General features: G+C 41.8%; 15 protein-coding genes. 3 read left to right on the top strand and 12 right to left on the bottom strand.

Going from position 1 to position 17,993, the window contains the following annotated elements; genetic code table 11:
* Positions 1 to 314 precede the first annotated feature (314 nt).
* Positions 315 to 1,178 carry an RNA polymerase sigma factor RpoD/SigA gene (locus P2W71_RS18585; protein ID WP_276372817.1) on the top strand — a complete coding sequence of 288 codons (864 nt, stop codon included), beginning with the start codon at positions 315 to 317 and terminating at the stop codon, positions 1,176 to 1,178.
* Positions 1,179 to 1,266: 88 nt separating this feature from the next.
* On the opposite strand, the gene P2W71_RS18590 is transcribed toward P2W71_RS18585, so the two are convergent.
* The 8 genes from P2W71_RS18590 to P2W71_RS18625 form a co-directional block, all read right to left on the bottom strand.
* Positions 1,267 to 3,453, bottom strand: a complete 2,187-nt coding sequence (locus P2W71_RS18590) for a hypothetical protein (protein WP_276372818.1) — start codon at positions 3,451 to 3,453, stop codon at positions 1,267 to 1,269.
* Positions 3,454 to 3,720: 267 nt separating this feature from the next.
* Positions 3,721 to 3,948: a hypothetical protein gene (locus P2W71_RS18595; protein WP_276372819.1), complete on the bottom strand. Its 228-nt coding sequence runs from the start codon at positions 3,946 to 3,948 to the stop codon at positions 3,721 to 3,723.
* A gap of 11 nt (positions 3,949 to 3,959) precedes the next feature.
* Positions 3,960 to 4,454, bottom strand: a complete 495-nt coding sequence (locus tag P2W71_RS18600) for a retropepsin-like aspartic protease (RefSeq protein ID WP_276372820.1) — start codon at positions 4,452 to 4,454, stop codon at positions 3,960 to 3,962.
* 167 nt (positions 4,455 to 4,621) lie between these two features.
* Positions 4,622 to 5,329: a LytTR family DNA-binding domain-containing protein gene (locus P2W71_RS18605; protein ID WP_276372821.1), complete on the bottom strand. Its 708-nt coding sequence runs from the start codon at positions 5,327 to 5,329 to the stop codon at positions 4,622 to 4,624.
* 2 nt (positions 5,330 to 5,331) lie between these two features.
* The gene (locus P2W71_RS18610) at positions 5,332 to 6,321 is read right to left on the bottom strand and encodes a histidine kinase (protein WP_276372822.1); all 990 of its coding nucleotides are present in this window, start codon (positions 6,319 to 6,321) and stop codon (positions 5,332 to 5,334) included.
* A gap of 209 nt (positions 6,322 to 6,530) precedes the next feature.
* On the bottom strand, positions 6,531 to 7,103 hold the full coding sequence (locus tag P2W71_RS18615; protein ID WP_276372823.1) for a cupin domain-containing protein: 573 nt from the start codon (positions 7,101 to 7,103) through the stop codon (positions 6,531 to 6,533).
* A gap of 212 nt (positions 7,104 to 7,315) precedes the next feature.
* Positions 7,316 to 7,837, bottom strand: a complete 522-nt coding sequence (locus P2W71_RS18620; RefSeq protein ID WP_276372824.1) for a pyridoxamine 5'-phosphate oxidase family protein — start codon at positions 7,835 to 7,837, stop codon at positions 7,316 to 7,318.
* A gap of 264 nt (positions 7,838 to 8,101) precedes the next feature.
* Complete coding sequence (locus tag P2W71_RS18625; protein ID WP_276372825.1) at positions 8,102 to 8,884, bottom strand: hypothetical protein; 783 nt, start codon at positions 8,882 to 8,884, stop codon at positions 8,102 to 8,104.
* A gap of 1,019 nt (positions 8,885 to 9,903) precedes the next feature.
* Here P2W71_RS18625 and P2W71_RS18630 point away from each other — a divergent pair.
* Positions 9,904 to 10,476: a YdeI/OmpD-associated family protein gene (locus P2W71_RS18630; protein ID WP_276372826.1), complete on the top strand. Its 573-nt coding sequence runs from the start codon at positions 9,904 to 9,906 to the stop codon at positions 10,474 to 10,476.
* A 32-nt stretch (positions 10,477 to 10,508) separates the two neighbouring features.
* Here P2W71_RS18630 and P2W71_RS18635 read toward each other — a convergent pair whose 3' ends face one another.
* Entirely contained in the window at positions 10,509 to 10,874 is a 366-nt protein-coding gene (locus tag P2W71_RS18635; protein ID WP_276372827.1) for a DoxX family protein, read from the bottom strand.
* A gap of 93 nt (positions 10,875 to 10,967) precedes the next feature.
* On the opposite strand from P2W71_RS18635, the gene P2W71_RS18640 reads away from it, so the two are divergent.
* Complete coding sequence (locus tag P2W71_RS18640) at positions 10,968 to 11,324, top strand: winged helix-turn-helix transcriptional regulator (protein ID WP_276372828.1); 357 nt, start codon at positions 10,968 to 10,970, stop codon at positions 11,322 to 11,324.
* Positions 11,325 to 11,494: 170 nt separating this feature from the next.
* Here the strand turns inward: P2W71_RS18640 and P2W71_RS18645 are convergent, their stop codons facing one another.
* From P2W71_RS18645 to P2W71_RS18655, 3 genes are all read right to left on the bottom strand, one after another.
* Complete coding sequence (locus tag P2W71_RS18645; protein WP_276372829.1) at positions 11,495 to 13,066, bottom strand: glycoside hydrolase; 1,572 nt, start codon at positions 13,064 to 13,066, stop codon at positions 11,495 to 11,497.
* A gap of 88 nt (positions 13,067 to 13,154) precedes the next feature.
* Entirely contained in the window at positions 13,155 to 14,849 is a 1,695-nt protein-coding gene (locus P2W71_RS18650) for a RagB/SusD family nutrient uptake outer membrane protein (RefSeq protein ID WP_276372830.1), read from the bottom strand.
* Positions 14,850 to 14,854: 5 nt separating this feature from the next.
* Positions 14,855 to 17,917, bottom strand: a complete 3,063-nt coding sequence (locus P2W71_RS18655) for a TonB-dependent receptor (RefSeq protein ID WP_276372831.1) — start codon at positions 17,915 to 17,917, stop codon at positions 14,855 to 14,857.
* Positions 17,918 to 17,993 lie beyond the last annotated feature (76 nt).

Raw genomic sequence — 17,993 nt, forward strand, 5'->3', positions numbered from 1 at the left:
AAGGGTTAATGAAACAACATAGACGCAGTGGTAAGTAACAATCCAGCCACTGCTAACAGAATATGTCCATCTGCGGTCGGTTTTAGGGCCGTCGGCATTTGGTTCACCCTCGCGCAAACGATTACGGTTTTTTTCGAAGCACGTCGCATATCCAACAATCTACAACGGCAGACCTATTTCACCAATTTAATTGAGGCGCCGATTAACAGACCGTGCCATTGGCAACACCAATTGAATCAAATACGGCGCACACAAGAGTATGCAGCCAGCATAGGTTATAATTTTTATAAAACAGTTCAAAATTCAACACAACAATGAGGCAACTAAAGATCGTTAAACAGATTACCAATCGTGAGAGCCAATCGCTCGATAAATATTTACAGGAAATAGGTAAAGTAGACCTGATTACTGCTGAAATGGAGGTAGAGTTAACGAAACGAATTAGAGAAGGAGATCAGATTGCCCTTGAAAAGATGGTAAATGCCAATCTCAGGTTTGTCGTTTCTGTAGCAAAACAATACCAGAGCAACGGCTTAACACTTGGCGATCTCATTAACGAAGGAAATGTAGGGCTGATCAAGGCGGCGATGCGTTTCGATGAAACACGAGGTTTCAAATTTATCTCGTATGCCGTTTGGTGGATTCGGCAATCTATTTTGCAGGCACTCGCAGAACAATCGAGAGTCGTGAGAATTCCATTAAACCGGGTAGGGTCGCTTAATAAGTTAAATAAAACATTCTCTGAGTTGGAACAAAAATTCCAACGAGAGCCGTCGCCCGATGAGTTGGCAGAAATCATGCATTTGGATACGAAGGAAGTGACTGATACCATCCAAATGGGTGCTCGACATGTTTCCGTAAATGCTCCATTTGTGCAAGGTGAAGAAAATGGGTTACTCGATGTATTGGAGAATGATTCAGAAGAAACACCTGATTCCGGATTGATTGACGCTTCGTTACGTACCGAGGTCCAGCGGTCGCTTTCAACATTAACTCAAAAAGAATCTGATGTTCTTTCTCTTTATTTTGGCCTGAATGGCGCGCATCCGTTAACCCTTGAGGAAATCGGTGAAAGGTATCACCTGACGCGCGAGCGTGTACGCCAAATAAAAGAAAAAGGTATCCGGAGACTTCGGACAACTTCACGAAGTAAGTCTTTGAAATCTTATCTGGGTTAAACAGGAGATTAATCGCCTATTAGTCTAAAAACAGGGAAGAGGTCGTTTACGATAAACCTCTTCCCTTTCTTTTAACAATTAAGGCGTCCTACTTTGCCAGTGGATCCGGCCGCATCTGGAACTTAAATACCTTACTAGAAGTACCTTTTCCACCTTCCATGTGAAAAGGGGCGCGTGTACTCACCGTTGCCCACAATCCGCGGCCCTTCCAACCTCCGTCGGGATCATCAATTCTGCCGTCCATCCATTTGGTATAAAATCCCATCGGATAAGGAACACGTAGCACGACCCATTTTCCATCCTTTAGTGCAAGAAGTCCTTCCGATTCATTTCCTGTATTAATAGGTGTATTCGCACCCAGGCCCGATGTGTTAAACTGATCTACCCAAGTATAATAGCTACCTTCGGCGCTTCCGGGTGTATCGACTCCCTGCATCTGAGGCAATGGTTCAGTATAGAATGTCCAGCCCTCCTGACAATGTTGTCCAGTAGCATCGGGTCCATTGAGGGCGCCTTTGCATTTCCTTCTATCGAAGCTTGCCATATGGCCACTCGCGAGGGCAACCCATGAAACGCCATTCCTATCCACGTCCATTCCACGCGGTGAAAAGCCTTCAACAGGTTCACCTGCACTATCGAGTGGCAACTCATAGTATTCCACCAGAGCTGTTTCATGTGGATTTGACCCGGGGTTTAATCGAATCACCGCGCCTGGATATCCCAAAGAAGATCCCCATACAGAACCATCTGGCGCTGGAGAAACTGCGTATAGACCTTTCGATATTCTTTTATCTTTTTTAGGATCAATCGGTTGGTTCGGCTCGACATATTGATCTCTTTTGCCATTTCCATTCGTGTCCAGAACAAGGGGCGTCCAACCTTGCGACACTTTCTCATCGCCAGTCTCTTCATATTTCTTCGTATCCAGCCAGCCGATGACATCTCCCCCACCGCTTGTCCAGAGCGTATTATTTTCATCTTCGGCAAACATCAGGTGATGCGTACTAAAGCATGTATTGATGTGCGTATATTTTTTTGTTTCAGGATTATAATATCCCAGGTGGCGGTTTGCCCTTTGTAAGGGAAAAGCTTTAGCAGAGGCATGGTCGGAACCTTCTTTGCAAAAGTCTGGGTTATCAGGTGGGCGTACCGTTGCAGTGATCCACACACGGCCTTTGTCATCGAACATTGGATTATGAACATTGGTCTTACTATTCCAGATCGGCTCATCTCCCCAGTAAGGCGAGGGCTGTGGCATGTCTGGTCCGGTGGCTACTTGAGTTGTTGAATCGCGCACGGTTAACGGCACCTGGCTTAGGCTGTGATTCATAGGATCCAACACGGGAAGATAGTCGGCACTAACCTCCAACGCCCCATACAAGGCGCCATTCGCGTTCACCGTTGGTTTTCGCCGGTCGGTTGAAACCAGATCGTGAAGGTATACTTTGGGATCTGCCCAATCCCATTGCGTGATTACTACATTTCTCTCCATGCCTTGGGGCCGTGGCGGAGTTGGTGGCACTTCACCCTTAGCGATGCGATCCGTCCAGTCGGCAAACATCTTGAGTACTTCCTCACGTCCGATTTGATGAAGCGACGAAACCATTGAAGCGCCGGCCTGACCGGATTGTAACCGACGCTCCCACGCCTCTACGGAGGAATTAAATTTCCCCAGGGAAGCCTGAAACTCACGCGTTCCTTTACTACCAAGTTGATGACATGCCAGGCAAGTACCAGATTTTATTTGTCTTAGAAACTGGGCTTGATTTGTAATACCCGGGGATATTCCATTCCCTTTTGGGCCCGTTCCAGGAAATTCACTTTTGTCAGGCGCATGGAGAAGTGAAAACCAGTAGCCCGCGGGATAATATTCCGCCGCAGCTTGTGGGTTGGGAGCAATTGTCGCATCAAGGTCCAGGGTACTTCCCGGCTTAGCTTCTTTCTTTGGAGAATCCACCAAACCATATCCGCGAACCCAAATCGCATAATTAGCTTTTGGCAGATCCGGTATTAAATATTGTCCTTTGTCATCGGTCACTACAATTTTTGCGTAACGGGTCGGCAAGTCGTGTGTTTCAGCAATTACCCATACACCTGCCTCAGGCCCGTTGGGACCTGTAACAATCCCTCCAATGTCATCATCACCAATTTCTATCGATTCTTTCTTTGGGTTACAGGCGACGAACATACCGACGAAAATTGCAACAAGTAAGGTATTAGAAATCCATGCTTCCTTTTTCTTAAGGCAAGTACTGATGTTCACTAATGCTTTCATAGGTAAGGTTTTATTGGTGAGCCGAGACAATGATTGGTCTAAGGATTGGATCAACCACTGCTTCCTTTGCGTTAACTAAAAATAGAAACTTCTCATTGCTCTGGCAATTTTTTACAGGACGTTTCCAAACTCGATCTGATGAATCTTTGTAAAGTGTCAAACTGAGGGGAGAGCGGCTCAATTTTGATGTGTACCACCAAGCCTTTCAATTCTTAATTTTTTCTTTTTGGCTCAGGAACCATTTGCTTGGATACTGAACGAGAAAAATTAAAAGATTTTTATTTTTTCGTGATAAATGGTCCGCAGGTATTTTTTAACGACATACCCTTTCCACAACCAAAATCCTGAGATCACAAGCACGGGAAAAAATATAAACCTTACTGCCATCGACGCTTGAGGTATTTCAGCAACAGGCCCGTATATATAACCAATCACAGGAATAGATATAAGCAGATGCAACCAACGAATTAGATTTCTTTCAAAAGATGCTTTCATTTTATTAAGGATTAGTTAGCGACTGTACTTCCTTCATTTACTTTATAGGATATGGTCTTACTTTCATAATTTATGCTGATGCCGTATTGCGAAAGAATATCCGAGCCTATAATGCCAGTGATTCGAATGTTCTCTCTTCCGCTAATTAAGGCAAAGAGTCCATTCAAGTCCTTTGATTTTAAAGCTGCATGATTAATGGTAAGGATTCCGATCTCAATTTTACAAACAAAAGATTCAAATCCGACGCGTCCACCCAAACCGTTGATTTCCGTTTTATCCTCGTTGGAATCAAATCTCTCTGATAATCCAAAGTGTTTTATTATGGCTTTGTTGATGAGCGTAACCGAGGCACCGGTATCGACAATAAACCAGGCGTCCCGCCCATTTAACTTACCCTTGACCATCGGAATCTTTGCCGCCGCAAGACGAAAAGAAATAAAATGATAGTCGTCTTTCAGAACAATCGGAGATGGTGCACATCCTGCATAGACTAAAAACATGAGCATGATTAACACGTTTTGAACTATCATTTTGTAAATGCTTTTTCTGATTTTGTGCGTTACCAGGTCAATAAACACTCGACTCAGGAATAACCAACGGAATGAAATGCATCGCGTTTTGTGAAGTATACGAGCGAGTAAACCTTGTCGATAAACGGGAAAAGACCCGCTACTTACTTTCTGTTTCCAGTGATAAGCTTTATACTTTCTTTAAAAGATTCTCCAACTGGAATTTCGGTTTCATGAATACATACAAAATCTCTTTTAATAGAAGTAACCTTATCAACAGCGACGATAAATGACTTATGTATACGAATGAATTTAGAAGGGGATAGCTTTTCTTCCATTGCCTTCATGCTCATTCGCGTAAGTATCGGTTTGGAAGCAGACGACAGGTGTATCTTAATATAATCCTTCAACCCTTCGACATGCGTAATGTCATCAAAAATAATCTTAACAAGACTGTACTCGACATTAATAAAAATGTGGTCAGGAATTGAAACAGCTTTGGTTGACTTTTCAGTCCTCATGTCGAAAAGGAGTTTAGCTTTATTACAAGCTTTAATAAAACGCTCAAGCGCCACGGGCTTCACTAAATAATCTACAACCGACAAGTTGAATCCCTCAAGTGCATATTGCTCATAGGCAGTAACCAGAATAACCATCGGTGGTTCTGGAAGCGTCTGAATAAACTGCAATCCATTTAGGCCAGGCATCTGAACGTCCGTGAATATGAGATCTATTTTTCCGGCGTGTAGCGATTCCGATGCATCACGCGCGTTTTTACAGCGAGCTACCAGTTCCAAATAAGGAACATGCCTGATGTTGTCCACCAGAAGATCCAATGCCCATTTCTCATCATCGACCGCAATACAACGCATGGTTAACGTAGTTTTATCCTAAGATCGACTTCAAAAATACCCTCCCTTTTCTTAATTGAAAGCTGATGTCTTTTAGCGTATAAAAGATTTAAACGCGATTTTACATTGCTAAGTCCAATCCCGGAGTTCATATCTTTTGACAAATTTCCCTTTTCGAATTTGTTCATAACCTTGAAGTGTAATGAATCATCCTTCACAAACAGGTCGAGTTTAATTACGGGTTTTTCCAGAACAGTGATTCCATGTTTAAATGCATTTTCCACAAAAGGAATGAGTAGCATCGGTTCAATCGAATACGCCGTACTGTCATAATTAAAATTCGTTTGAATCACTACATCTTGATCAAAACGAAGCTCCTGTAAATTGATATAATTTGTTAGGTACTCTAACTCCACCTGCACCGGTATCTTCTTTACCTCCGACTCAAAAAGCATATAGCGCATGAGTCCTGAAAGCTTTATCAGGGATGGTTCGAGTTTTTCGGACCGATGTCGCGCCATAGACACGAGATTATTCAATACGTTGAATAAAAAATGAGGATTTACCTGGGATCGAAGAAATTTCAGTTCCATAGCAAGTTGTTCCCTTTCCGAATTTATCTTATCCAATATTAGCCGATAAACTGTACTGATAACAAAAAACACAACGATGGGAAAAAAGGTAAATCCGAAGAAATCCTGACTTGCCGCCAATAGCGGAAACGATGCATTCAAAATCAACACCTTAAGATTATAAATGACAAGTATCAACAATGCTACACTGACTACATACAGCCACCAAAATCTGGAATTAAAAAGCTTCGAATACAAATAATATGCATTGAAATAAAACAGACCAATGTGTATAATATTGGTTAGTGTAAAAAAATTACACCGAAAAGATCCTACGTGTACGTAATGATTTTCAGGAGATGAAAATGTATAGGGCAATACCAATACCGCTCCCCAGACCAGAACGTGTAAAGCTATCGTAACATATTTTGAAGTTGTCACCTGCATTAGACAATAACAAATATGTCCAAAAATTTTCTATCAAAGGAAATTTGATACGAATGGGATAAGTCTGACGACAAACAGGTAACAATATACAACAACTAACAAAGATCAATCGCTTCAACAAACGGACTAAAAGCCAAATCTTTGAGACATAAAGGAACCAAACTTTTAATGAATTATGATTTTGATTACCCTTTCACCTAGGTCTATTGTTTGAGGTGACCCAGTGGAGGTCCTACGCGCTCAAACCCGTGTGCTTTTCGAAAATTGTTTGCTTCTTCCTGCGACATATTCGACAGTTTCCCCTCGCTCACGGCATGAAAATATTCTTCCATTTTACCAGCCGGTTGAAAGAACATCAGCAACCTTCCTTCACCTTCACCTAGCTTCGCAAAACAATGTGGTACCCCTCTTGGACCAAATACGCTGTCACCCTCTTTAAGCTGATAAACTTCTTCACCAACCTTAACAGCAAATTGGCCCTTTAATACATACCACCATTCATCCTGGTTATAATGGATATGAAGGGCTGGCCCACCCTCTCTCACACGAACTGATTCAAACATGTAGATGTCGCCTTCAGTATCTTTTGAAGACACCTTACAAAAAAAAGTATCACCTTCAAATAAGGATATGCTTTTACCAAAGCGATCTTTGCCCGCATCGACTTTAAAAGCTTTAGGGATTCTCGTCCTGACGTATTGTTTTGCCTGGATAGCAAGTGGAAGCGTCATTGTAATTCCAGCTAGAATTCGTTTGAAAAAATTTTTTCTTTTCATAATATCTTTCTTTTAGAAGTGTATAGCTGCTTGCGACTGACTAACAAAATCATCGCCTTACCTTTCAAAAAGAATATATTTTATGAGCGAAATCAATCACCTTTTTGGGTGATGATCAAGGCAACAGGAAGCGTAACTTTTCCGAATTTGGGTAATAAAAAAGGTCTGAAAAACTTCAGACCTTTTATTGCAGAAAAATAGCTATTAAAAAGCTACCTAACTGATATTGTTCCCTCCACGCCTTCCTCAAAGGTCTTCCCGACAACGGCAGATGCCGCAATTTTGATAAGCGATACAAGTTTGCCATCTTTCGTATCCCAGTAAAATCCTTGTTCCGGCGTAACTTTTATAACAGTAACCCGAGGATCATCCTTTCCTTCCGGAAACCACGCCTTTGCGATATCACTCCAAAGTTCATCGATCTTTTGCCGATCCCGCGATATGCTGGCCTTACCATATACAGACAAGAATTCATAGTTGGAAGTGTTGGAAATAAATAACTGCACCCTTGGATCGCTGATAATCTCTTGATTTTTATCGCTGTCACTGGCACTTAAAAACCAAAAATTTCCCTGGTCGCATACCTTTTGCACAGCCATCGGTCGTGTGGTAAGAGGAACCGTTGTTAAACGTGTCGTAAAAAGACAGGTTGATTCATGTTTTACAAGTTCTTTAAATTTATCAATCGCCTCCTTATGGGTGAGGTTTTTGATTTTTGATGCATCGTTTTCCATACATTATTTGTTTGTTACCGGTTTGAGGCTCCAAATAGCGTTCCTATTACGATTAATGCATTTGTTTAACACAACGAGCTAAAATATGACAATAGCGCCCACCAACCTTGAACAAAACACAGCATTTGCGGTCCACATTGTAGAGATATTTACGCGCTGAATAACAACACCAGGTCTACACGCCGTTTTATTATTGCTGTGATGTGATCCTTAGATATATACAACGTTATGTTTACGGAACTTTAATCATACATGAAGTCATCATCAAAAGGAGTAGTTAGATTCCAAAGCTGATGCGCTTACGACACCGTTCCCGTTTCGGAGGTCCTTTCTAATTCGAATCAAACGAGATACAAGCCTTTCTGCTTTTTCCCCTCCGTTATACAAATAACTTTTTCTATCCTGAAGATATCGCCTCTCAAAATCATTGGCATACTTTCCACTTTGGTCCTTTGGGTTATGGCCGACGAAACTGATACTAACCTCTGGCCTTTTGTATTTCTTTTCATAAAACTTCAGATATTCAGCAAGATTGGGCACTATATATTTTATATGACCCAATTCATGGCTTAACAAGAATAAAGCATTTTCAACCATCCAAATATCAACAGAGACAGAATAATCGCCATAAGTTGAGACATTCATGTCTTCATCCATTGACCGTCGTTCGAAAAAGCTTGCTGCCTTAAGTTGTACTTTGGAATTTTCACGCGGCACTACTTTTACATATACATCCGTTGGCCTTCCTTTCTTATCTTTTATACTATCAATCTCATTGTAAATGCCAGGAGAGACAATTCTTAGTTCCTCAATCAATGCGGCTGTGATTTCATAAAACGATATATAGTTAATCAAAGCTTCAATGTTGGATTTCACATCAAGCCGTTGAATCACTGTCATATTCTTATCTTCTACTAACAATAAATTTAGTTTTTGAAGGGATGTCTTAGCGCATTGGAGTTCCGATTCATAACCGTTTTTGATTCGTCCAACTACATGGCTGTACGAAAAAACAAATAGCACAATAACCAAATAAAATGTCTTCATGTCATGATTGTTAATGTTAACTTTTTTTAAAACTAATAAGCAATAAGAATCCACTGCTAAATCATTATCACTTAGCATGTCGCGACGCTTTACAGTTCTGAGGATATCCGCTAAGCAGGCAATTGAACTCGCAACTGCGTGAGTCAATTTTTGTACCTGACTAAAAACGTCAAATTTTTACATTACAAAGGCTAGTGTAATGCTCGTCGTTCATTCGTGAACAGAATTATGTTCCGAATCGAACAACGGTCACTCGATCCGCTTTAAATATAATTGATGACAATACGTTTACTTGAGGTTTAGCAGAAGGTTACTTAAGAGATGATGACCTTTCCAGAAAAGTTGCATGCCAAGCATTTAAAAAAATAACATTTTGTAAATTATTAACACTCAGAAAAAGATGTCCGCGTAAATCCAGCCGGAGATATCAAAAAAATATTAGAAATTTATTTAACGGCAAGTTGATGCTATGCATTAAATGCTACAGGTGTGAATCTACCTCACAAAGTCGGATTTATTGATGATGGTTACGAAGGCATACCCTAACACAATAACGGTTAAAATAATAATGACAACGGTGGGCGTTTTCTTAGGTTTTGCAAAGAAGATGAATAAAAGAATGTCTATTAAAAACGTCCACATAAATAAAGATAGATAATTTGAATTACTTTCAATAGTCATAATTCATAAACACCATGCTTTAAGACCATCACATCGCCCGTCAGGACATATTTAATAAAGTGGCTGTACATTGATTCGAACAATGTTTTGTCGCTGGTTTTAACCATCATAAACTACCCAGGTAGAGTGGTGGGATTCGAACCCATTCAGCAACTGTTTTGCCATTAAACTAACAACCTTATACTTTGAACTCAAACGATTAGCAATCTAAAATAGTTTGAACTTATCTTTCAAAAAAAAATTTATTTCAATTACCTACCAAACACTTTTCTCCTGACATACTATTGACATCGAACAGAAGAACTTTAATACCATGATAGAAAATCAAAACAACATTTATGGAAAAGGTAAATGGCATCCGCACATTTAATCCGGCAGACCGGAACGCGTGGCGAAACTGGCTTCTTAAAAATCATGAGTCAACCGACCCGGTTTGCTTGATCGTATTTCACAAAAAGAGCAAGCCGCCTAATATAGCGTACGACGAAGCCGTTGAAGAGGCGCTTTGTTTTGGGTGGATTGACAACAAGGGAATGAAAAGAAACGATGAAAGTATGTATTTGCAATTTTGTCCCCGAAAGGAAAAAAGCAATTGGAGCAAACTCAATCGTGAGAGAGCCGAAAAAATGATCCAAACGGGATTGATGACGCCTGCCGGACAGTATTTTGTTGACATTGCCAAGAAAACCGGCGCATGGGATGCATCTCTCCAAACTGACGTAATCCCCGCCGACTTACAAAAAGCTTTTGATAAAAAGAAAAAAGCTTTTAAGAATTTCCAGTCTTTCGCACCATCGTCTCAGCGTTTAATAATTCAATGGATCACCGATGCAAAAAAAGCGGAGACCCGCCAACAGCGAATTGAAAAGACGGTAGAACTCGCGGCGCAAAATATTAAAGCGAAGCCGTAGTACCCCGCAGGTTCCATTTTTTTGTTGTATCATCAAATGATAAGTTTGAAATGCTTATCGGTTGCTAACAATACAACAGATGAAATGGATCCCAGCAGGGCTCCATAAAAATGCTCGTATTCATGATAAGCAAAATGTACCATCAACGCACCAATTGCAAAGGGAAAAAGCCAAAGCACCGCGATGTTCTTCACTTCATGATATCGTATGCCCATAAGCAATCCGATTACACCGATCAGTTCGCCGTAACCTATAAATAATGTCCATGTTTCATCGAATCCAAATGACAGCATTCCTTCCATCATGCTTTGTTTCTGAAAAACTTTAAAGAGGCTTGCATAACCGAAGAGATAAAGATAATACACGAAGGTAGCCCAGTGAATTATTTGTTTGGCCATTTGAATTTTTAATTTCATTTCACAAACTTCATATGTAAGTACCCGTTGAACAAGTACCTACAAAATTGTAGGGTACCAACAAATATGTATGATATGGTAAAGGAGACTACAAACAAATTAAATAAACGCACGCTTCAAGATGACTGTGGGATGGCATACTTCATGACCGTATTGAGTGGCCGATGGAAACTTAGTCTCCTTGCATTCATGCTCGACGTTAAGACGTTACGCTATGGCGAACTTAAAAGGAAACTTCCAGCAATTTCAGAGCGGATGCTGATTACGCAATTAAAAGAATTGCAGAAGGATGGATTGATCTTTCGTACATCGTATCCTGAAGTACCTCCCCGCGTAGAATATGGACTTACTGACAAAGGTATGTCTTTGAAAAAAATCCTTTTGCTGATGTCGACGTGGGGTGAAGAAAATCGTCCTCGGGATAATCGGTAAAAAAACAACTGCGTACATCAGATGGGAAACGTCTTTAACGGAGCCGATAGACGGTCCGTGCTTTTCCACATCTTTACATGAATCGTTCCACGTTTACTGGCCGTGAACAATATTTCATTCTAGCCCTCTAATTTCATTATAAACTGCTTCACAATATTTTTTAGAGAGCTTTATTTTAACTCGCCGACCAAAGTGAGGATGGACTTTTTTGGAATGACAATATTATCGGCATTTGATTTGGGAAGTGGCTTTAATCGCTCGTCCTCATTTGGGCCGGTTACGTAAGGCTGCCATGATTTTATCTCACCCCCCTTGGTGTGTATTGCAACAGATGAATCGCTGTTACCGTTGTTGATAATGACGGTTATTAGCGTTTGGTTGTTAGCGTCTAAATAAGACGAAATCATCAGTTGACTGACATTATCAAGGTCCATGTTCGCCGCAGTCACTGCGATTCGCTGCGCTCCGGGACGAATGAACCTGCTGAAATTCCCAAATGCCCAAAGGAGTTTTGAATCTTCAATTTCGCCTTCTGTTTTATATTTTTCTGCATAGATCAACCCATCCTTATAGTCGTAAACGGAAACTGATAACCACCAGTGCCATGCCGAAGCATTTGCAAAAACAAGATCATGATGAATTAATCTTGCAACGTATAAGGCAGGCGTAATGCCGGTATCTTTGCCAGGCCCTTTCACTTCTTCTTCGTCGCCTAGAATACAATATTCGCTTTGCCAGAACTCCAGCGGCACGGTAGCAGTCTGTACTGTTTCAGAAACCTTCATCCGGACACGCTTCAATGTTTCAGCAGGCGCAGCGGTAAAATAGCTATGGCCAGTAATGGTTTTATCTACGTTAGAAAGATCACCAAGGAATAATGGAGATTGTTCGTTGAAAAATTCATAGACCTGATTACCCCGTGTGGGTTTATCGGCTGTTTCATAAAGATAATTGAGCTTCCCCGCCTCCGCTATTTGAATCTTAATATCCAATTGCACAGCTGTTAAAAGTGAATCTAAATCTTTTGTGATTGCAAAAATCTCCGCATTTGTAAATGGAGATCCTTCTTGTCCATTGCCCGTCCAATCCCACTGCGGTTCATTAAAAGGGCTTAGGTAGTTGAAAGGGATTTCTTCCTTATGAAATTGTTTGGCAACTTCCACCAGAAATTTCGAGAAAGGTAAATAGTTTCCAACTGGAATATTGGCTTCTTCCCCATTACTGGAATATGCCTTACCATTTTTTGTCAATTGAATAGGTGGGCTATTGGTAAAACCAAGGAATTGCTTTACACCTCTTTGCTTTGCAGCATGCATAAACCATTTCTGACCGGCCTGCTTTGTCCAATCGTATGACATATCATCTTGAAGAAAGCCTTCCGTTTTTCTCCAATCATCAGAAATATTATTTTGGGTTGCACTTCCCGCACCGATGTTGAATCTCCATAACGACAAACCGATACCTTTGGGTTTTCCAAGATCATCTACCTCCATGCTAAATAACCAGTCGGCTACCTGCTTTCTTTTGGCATCAGGCCATTGTCCTATATATTGACAAGCCCAGGCATCCGACGCACCAAAATTTCTTATGATTTGTTTTTTGTCGGCCAGATCAATCACAATAGTATTTTGGGTATCATCTTCGTATGCTTCTAACGAACTATTTTTTGAACATCCTGCCAGTAAAGCCAAAGAAAAAAATAAGCTGAATAATGTGCGGCCGGCTAAAGGGAAGTGCTTCATTTTTCGTAATAAGAATTTAAAAAAAGGTGAAGGTTCAAATGAACCTTCACCACATCACCCTAACCCAAACGAAAGAGTGATTTTGCTTTTAATTATATAATGGATTTTGCTCGATCGCGCCATTGGAGGCATTAATTTCCTCTACCGGAATAGGGAACCAATAGTGTCTGGCTGAAAATGTTTTTCCCGTCAACGCGACTTTGGGAGCATAAGTAAAGGTACCATCCCCATTCTTTGTAACGGATACCCCACGTGCCGGTTGATTTTCAACGTCTTCGGCGATCATCCAACGCCTGACATCGAAATAGCGATGTTCCTCATAAGCTAATTCTACCCGGCGTTCATTACGAATGCGTTCACGCATTTCATCCGTCGTGAGTCCAGCCGGTAGGTCAGGCATGCCCGCACGATTTCTTACCTGGTTTACTGCATCATGAACCGATTGATCGGGACCCGCTGCTTCATTTTGAGCTTCGGCATAGTTCAATAAGATCTCTGCATAACGAATGTAACGCCATGGGGAGACTCCCATATTATTCCAATCGTCAAGACTGATGTTTTCATTTAAAAATTTACGCAAATAATATCCTGTAGGAGAAGTATTCCATGGCTCATTACCGGCAGGACTGTCTTTTCCATCAGGAAGGAAAGTTTCTATCTGACGTCCACGGTAAGCAGCGCCATTGTAGAGTATAGAAGCATAAAATCTGGGATCTCTTCCGGTATATGGATCCTGAGGATCATAACCCGATGCTCCATTATCGATAGCCATACCGTTAGACATTTCGTAGTCATCCACAAGGTTCTGCATAGGACAATTTCCACCCCAGCCACCAAAGCCATTAGGAGCGTTCATTCTTTCCATCGCCATAGCACGGCTGGTGACAGAGTATTCGCGGAAAAAGATATCCTCTACGCCAGGTGCGGATAAGAAAAATTTGCGGTAATTCTCTGCAGGGTCAGCATCGAGGTTTTTTACCAGATCAAACTTGTTAAGATCCATAATATCCTTTGCAGCATCGGCAGCTACCTGCCATTTGGCCGCATCATTCGCTCCTCCCGTATACAACGGACTGGCTGCATACAACAACAACCTTGACTTTAATCCCATCGCTGCCGTACTTGTTGCCCGCCCACGTTCCCAGTCACTTCCTGGATCCTGGGGTAGCACTGATATGGCAGCTTCCAATTCTGATTTTATATAATCCACCGTCTCAACGATGGATTTGCGTTCATACAAATCAGAAAAATCATCAGTAAGCGTGGTAACGCGGTCTCCAATCAGCGGCACACCACCAAAACCTTTTAGCAAATCAAAATATCGGTATGCCCTGATGAAGCGCAATTCAGCTGTTAGAAGACTTCTCCGTTCGTCCGATATGGGTGTCGCACCAATATTTTGAAGTGCAAGATTTACTTCGCGTATGCCGCGATAGCTTCGTGCCCATGTGGTGCTGGTCCAGCCAAAAAGCACGGGGCTTAATTGCCCGCGTTGTACAAGGTAAGTCTGATCATCATTGCTGTACACTGCTTCATCTGTTATGGAGGCATACATAGCCCAGTGATATCCTCGCCCAAAGCCAATATTCCGTTCACCATCGCTAGCCTCTTTATCAGCCATTCGAATGCCGGTATACAAATTAATAATATAAGCTTCCGTTAAGCCAGCATCTGTCCACAGCGCTTGGTCGGTTACAGTCGTGGGCTTCACCTCCAGGAAATCTTTGTCACAGGAAACGAGGCAGCACGCCATTGCTATTAAGACATATAAAGAATATTTCATAACCTCTAGAATTTTAAGTTGACACCGATATTAAAAATCTGTTGCTGCGGATAGAATTGGGCATTCTCAGTCCGGCCTTCAGGATCAAAATCCTTTACCTTGCTGAAAGTTGCCAGGTTAAAAGCGTTCACATAAATACGCGCCCCGCTAATTCTGATTTTTTCCGCAACACCAACCGGCAGGTTGTAGCCTAGTTCCACATTCTTGATTCTAAGAAAGGAAGTATTGTATAACCAAAAGTCATTTCTGTTTAACCCGCCATTAATACTTGAAGACGTACGGGTATCCACTCTTGGATAGGTACCTTCGGTATTGTTCGGACTCCACCGGTTCTCTGCCCAGGAGTTAAAGTAATTTCCAACCGAACCTGCTTCTTGCAACACATACTGAACCACACGTGCCTGGCCTTGTAATAATATACTCAGGTCAAAATTCTTGTATGCAAAGCCCGCGGTGAAACCGTAAACGATCTGTGGAACATTGCTTAAGTTCTCACGAACCCGGTCGTTCGCGTTAATCTGTCCATCTTTATTTACATCGTCAAAGATGAGATCACCCAATTGATTTCCAGGAAGGCTTGGATAAGCTGCCAGATCTTCTGCTGTCTTAAACACTCCGATAGCACGGTACAACAACTGTGAACCCAACGGGCTCCCTATCCTCTTTTGGTATTCAGGTATGCCGGCGGCGTCATCGAGGAAGATAGCTTCACTTTTATTATAAGTAAAGTTTCCAGCAAGGTTGATATCCAAATTACCCACTGTCTGATTATATCCTAACTGTACTTCGACGCCACTATTTTTTACTTCACCAATGTTTTCCGCTGGTATAATAGGAGGTTTTCCAAACTCGTTCACGATCCCGGAGACATAGGGAATTGAACCCGTTCTGGGTATCAGCAGATCGGTTCTTCGTTCATTGAAATAATCCAACTCCATCGTGAATCTTTTCAGGAAGCCAAACTCAAGACCGATGTCAAGTTTTTTAGCGGTCTCCCATGTAATATCAGGATTGGCCAATTGAAATACACCGAAGGTAGGAACAGGTGTTCCGTCAATCACATACGCTCCATTCCTTAACGTAAAGGAGTTGAGATATTGAAAAGCATTGATGCGATCGTTACCTAGTAATCCATAGGATGCCCGAAGTTTTAAATTGTTGACGGCAGCGACATCAAACCATGACTCCTCCGATATCCGCCATCCAACGGAGGCGCTGGGGAAAAATCCATACTCTTTTCCAATAGGAAATATGGAAGATCCATCGTAGCGAAATTGAACTTCCACGAGGTACCTCTGACCATAATCATAAGACAGCCTACCAAAATAATTTCGTCTTGTAAAATGCTTACTGTTTCCACTGTTGGAACTCTCTTCAGGCGCAGAGCCTCCCAGATCAATTTCCGGAATCTGATCAGACAAGAAACCTCTTCGGAACGTTTCAAAGTAACGTCCTTTTATTTCATTCTGCTCATAGGCTATAAATGCTTTGAAAAAGCTTTGTCCGATTGTTTTTTCATAATTCAGACTAACATTGATGGATCTCAGTGTACTGGTAGTATCACGTTGTGTAAGTTCAGGTGTAACCGGGCCATATTTGCGCGCCTCGTATGTGGTTGGCGTTGTGCTGGTGTTCGGCACATAAGCGGTCCATGGTTTACGGAATAACTTTCTGCTTCCAAAACTTAAGTCTTGCGCAACGAAGCCCCTAGCGGATAATCCTTCCAAAAATGGAAGCTTGTACTCAAAATTTATCAGGCTATTTAAAACGGTTAAAGGTTGTTCGTCAAAACCTGTCTTGTCAGTAGCAATGAGGATGGGCGTGTTTCCGCCTTCAAGGCCTGGAGACGGCAAGTTGCCAGGATAATAAACCGGGAGGGTGGGATAGGTACGGTATGTTGCACGGAAAATATTTCCAGCTCCTTCTGTGGGTAATATTTTTTTCTCGTCGCGCCCCGCGAGATCAACCCCAATTTTAAAATTCTCCGATACTTTTATATCCAGATTGATTCTTAGATTCCATTGTTCGAAATCAAGATTCGTGTTCTTATAAATCCCTTCCTGATGTCTTCTTCCGAGGGAAACAAAATAATTTACATTTTCACCGCCACCATTGAGTGACAAATTCTGCTGACTCTGTAATGAAACGGGTCTCATAACTGCATCAACCCAATTTGTATTGGGATAATCAACGGGATCAGATCCATCCGCAAACTTTTGAATATCTCCGGCAGAATAAATCTGATTAAGTCCTCCCGCAGGATTATTATAATATTGAATCTCATTCAGCATCTGCGCATAGGTAGATGAGTTCGCCATCTCCGGCAAGCGCGTCGGCCTCACAAAACCCTGATTGTTGGTAAAGGTAAATACTGGCTTACCTTTGGTGCCCCGCTTCGTGGTTATCAGGATTACACCATTTGCTGCTTGTGCTCCATAAATAGCAGCCGACGCATCCTTTAATACGGAGACACTTTCAATATCATTGGGATCCAAACGTTCCAACCCGCCAATGCGATTAGCCACACCATCAATGACAACCAGCGGAGAATTATTTCCCACGGTACTTTGACCTCGAATCAACAATCTCGAATTGTCAAAACCCGGCTCTCCCGAAGCAGTGCTAGCCACCACACCGGAAACTCTTCCGGCAAAAGAATTAGAAAGATTTGGTTGTGGGCTTTTAACAAGTTCTTTGCCTTTTACTGAAGTGATGGCACTTGTCAGGGATTCTCTTTTCGTTTCTCCATATCCTACCACGACAATCTCCGAGAGTGTTTCAATGTCTGCAGCAAGTTTGATTTCAAAAAGAGATTGAGAACCCACCGTTACTTCCTGGGATTTATAACCGATAAAAGAAAAAACGAGAACGGCATTCTGATCAGGAACATTCAAGGCAAATGCCCCTTCAGCATCTGTTGTGGTTCCAACAGAAGTGCCTTTTACAATGACGTTAACGCCGGGTAGTGGTGTGCCACTTTCTTCCTCGAGTACCTTACCCTCAACTTTACTTCCCGTTTGTGCAAAGAGGAAGCTACAACAGAACTGCAAAACAATTACTATGAGCATAGTCGTGTTTCGCCTAATTTTCCTTGGTAGATGATTTATCATATTTATTAAGCTTTAGTGTAGACGGTCGAAATGG

The organism is Chryseolinea sp. H1M3-3 (assembly GCF_029360725.1).
Classification (GTDB): domain Bacteria; phylum Bacteroidota; class Bacteroidia; order Cytophagales; family Cyclobacteriaceae; genus Chryseolinea.

Bases quoted from the DNA above. Each gene is read 5' to 3' on its own strand.
- P2W71_RS18645 (WP_276372829.1), bottom strand. From the start codon at position 13,066: ATGAAGCACTTCCCTTTAGCCGGCCGCACATTATTCAGCTTATTTTTT.
- P2W71_RS18590 (WP_276372818.1), bottom strand. From the start codon at position 3,453: ATGAAAGCATTAGTGAACATCAGTACTTGCCTTAAGAAAAAGGAAGCA.
- P2W71_RS18630 (WP_276372826.1), top strand. From the start codon at position 9,904: ATGGAAAAGGTAAATGGCATCCGCACATTTAATCCGGCAGACCGGAAC.
- P2W71_RS18650 (WP_276372830.1), bottom strand. From the start codon at position 14,849: ATGAAATATTCTTTATATGTCTTAATAGCAATGGCGTGCTGCCTCGTT.
- P2W71_RS18620 (WP_276372824.1), bottom strand. From the start codon at position 7,837: ATGGAAAACGATGCATCAAAAATCAAAAACCTCACCCATAAGGAGGCG.
- P2W71_RS18655 (WP_276372831.1), bottom strand. From the start codon at position 17,917: ATGCTCATAGTAATTGTTTTGCAGTTCTGTTGTAGCTTCCTCTTTGCA.
- P2W71_RS18600 (WP_276372820.1), bottom strand. From the start codon at position 4,454: ATGCTCATGTTTTTAGTCTATGCAGGATGTGCACCATCTCCGATTGTT.
- P2W71_RS18595 (WP_276372819.1), bottom strand. From the start codon at position 3,948: ATGAAAGCATCTTTTGAAAGAAATCTAATTCGTTGGTTGCATCTGCTT.
- P2W71_RS18605 (WP_276372821.1), bottom strand. From the start codon at position 5,329: ATGCGTTGTATTGCGGTCGATGATGAGAAATGGGCATTGGATCTTCTG.
- P2W71_RS18640 (WP_276372828.1), top strand. From the start codon at position 10,968: ATGGTAAAGGAGACTACAAACAAATTAAATAAACGCACGCTTCAAGAT.
- P2W71_RS18635 (WP_276372827.1), bottom strand. From the start codon at position 10,874: ATGGCCAAACAAATAATTCACTGGGCTACCTTCGTGTATTATCTTTAT.
- P2W71_RS18615 (WP_276372823.1), bottom strand. From the start codon at position 7,103: ATGAAAAGAAAAAATTTTTTCAAACGAATTCTAGCTGGAATTACAATG.
- P2W71_RS18585 (WP_276372817.1), top strand. From the start codon at position 315: ATGAGGCAACTAAAGATCGTTAAACAGATTACCAATCGTGAGAGCCAA.
- P2W71_RS18625 (WP_276372825.1), bottom strand. From the start codon at position 8,884: ATGAAGACATTTTATTTGGTTATTGTGCTATTTGTTTTTTCGTACAGC.